Source organism: Brevundimonas sp., assembly GCF_031082345.1.
Taxonomy (GTDB): Bacteria; Pseudomonadota; Alphaproteobacteria; order Caulobacterales; family Caulobacteraceae; genus Brevundimonas.
In genome coordinates, this window is the sequence record NZ_JAVHLH010000372.1 from 1 (window position 1) to 1,896 (window position 1,896).

The 1,896-nt window shown below is 70.0% G+C and carries 3 protein-coding genes and 1 pseudogene; 3 read left to right on the forward strand and 1 reads right to left on the reverse strand.

Annotated elements, in window-relative coordinates:
* Positions 1-300, reverse strand: a pseudogene (locus tag RDU12_RS15415) (primosomal protein N'); the annotation flags it as partial.
* A gap of 30 nt (positions 301-330) precedes the next feature.
* On the opposite strand from RDU12_RS15415, the gene fsa reads away from it, so the two are divergent.
* The 3 genes from fsa to RDU12_RS15430 form a co-directional block, all read left to right on the forward strand.
* A complete protein-coding gene (fsa, locus tag RDU12_RS15420) occupies positions 331-984 on the forward strand; it encodes a fructose-6-phosphate aldolase (RefSeq protein WP_300293604.1) in 654 nt (217 codons plus the stop codon).
* Between the two features lie 20 nt (positions 985-1,004).
* Positions 1,005-1,706: a DUF484 family protein gene (locus RDU12_RS15425; RefSeq protein WP_308685523.1), complete on the forward strand. Its 702-nt coding sequence runs from the start codon at positions 1,005-1,007 to the stop codon at positions 1,704-1,706.
* Positions 1,688-1,896, forward strand: a 209-nt coding sequence (locus RDU12_RS15430; protein ID WP_308685524.1) for a site-specific integrase, incomplete at its 3' end; no start/stop codon positions are given. The genes RDU12_RS15425 and RDU12_RS15430, both read left to right, overlap by 19 nt.

The following is a 1,896-nucleotide window of genomic DNA, read 5'->3' on the forward strand; positions in this document are numbered from 1 at the left end:
CAGGCCCTTCAGCGCCGCCGAGGCCATCTCCCCCGGCGCGCTCAGCGTCCACCGCGCCGCCCATTCCACGAAGTCCACGGTCTTTTCGGGCAGGCGCGGATCGTCCAGCACCTCGACCACCGCCTTCAGCCGCCGGTTCGACCCCGTCGTCTCGCGTACCTCGGCGACCACGCCCCGCATCAGCCTAGGCCCCAGCGGCACCGCGACCTGATCGCCCCGCTCCAGCGCCATCGCCTCGGGGACCTCGTAGTCGAAGGCCTCCGGCACCGGCAGGGGAATGAGGACCGAGGCGACTTTCACCGACGGCTCCGAAGGGCTAGAAGCCCGCCCATGAAACTCTTCCTCGACACCGCCGACGTCGCCGTCATCAAGGACATGGTCCCCACCGGCATGGTGGACGGCGTCACCACCAATCCCTCGCTGATCGCCAAATCCGGTCGCAACATCGCCGAGGTCATCGCCGAAATCTGCGCCCTGGTCGAGGGCCCGATCTCCGCCGAGGCCGTGGCGACCGATTTCGAGACCATGGTGAAAGAAGGCGACAAGCTCGCCGCCATCGCCCCCAACGTGGTCGTCAAACTGCCCCTGACCTGGGACGGGCTGCGCGCCGCCCGCGCCTTCGCCGACAAGGGCGTCAAGACCAACGTCACCCTGTGCTTCTCGGCCGCCCAGGCCATGCTCGCCGCCAAGGCCGGCGCGACCTTCATCTCGCCCTTCGTGGGCCGTCTCGAAGATCACGGCGCCGACGGGATCGGCCTGCTGGAGGAGATTCGCGTCCTCTATGACGTGCACGGCTTCGAGACGCAGATCCTCGCCGCCAGCCTGCGCAACCCGGGCCATGTCAGCGCCGCCGCCGTCGCCGGCGCCGACGCCGCCACCATCCCGGCCGACGTTTTCAAGGCCCTGGTCAAGCACCCGTTAACCGACAAGGGGCTTGATGCCTTCCTGGCGGACTGGGGCAAGACGGGCCAGTCCATTCTGTAGATCGCCTCGAGGAGAGGTCTGTGAGCGTATCGCCTGACCTCTCTCCTGACGACGCCGGGCCGCACTGGCCCGAAATCCGCGCCTGGCTGCAGGCCCATCCCCAGACCCTGCTCGACGACCGCTCGCTTCTGGAAGAGATCGGCCTCAAGCCGCACGGCCGCAACGTCGTCGAATTCGGCCGCGCCGCCCTGACCCGTCTCGAAGCCGCCGCCGAGCGCGAGGCCGACGCCCGCAAGCGCATCGAGGCCGTCGCCCGCGCCAATTTCGCCGCCCAGACCCAGACCCACGTCGCCGCTCTCGACCTGATGGAGGCGCGCAGCCCCTCCGATCTCGCCCGCCGTCTCGACGCCGTGTCGCAGGGCCGCTTCGGCCTCGCCGGCGCCGCCATCGCCCTGGAGAAACCCGGCGCCGTGCCGTTCGGCTGGAAATCGCTCGAGGCCGGCGGCGTCGACAATCTGCTCGGCGAGCACGGCCTGACCTGGCTGGGTCCCAATTTCGACGGCCTCGGCCTGTTCGGCGCCAGCCAGGAAGAGGTGAAATCGGTCGCCCTGATCCGCATGGCCCCGGTCTTTCCCGGCGACGAACCGGGCGCCCGGCCCGCCCTGTGCGCCTTCGGCTCGCCGGACGAGGGCGGCTTCAGTCCCAACATGGGCTGCGAACTGGTCGCCTTCATCGCCCGGGTGGTCGAGCGAACGGCGGAACGATGGCCGATCCTCAGCTGAGCGCAGACGAGGCTCTGGCGGCGTGGCTGGAGCATCTGGCCCATGAGCGCCGCCTGTCGCCGCGCACCCTCGAGGCCTATGGCCACATCGGCCGCCAGTACCTCGCCTTCCTCCAGCGTCACCGGGGCGAGGCCCAGACCCTCGCCGACCTGGGAACCGTGACCCCCGCCGAGCTCCGCGCCCATCTGGC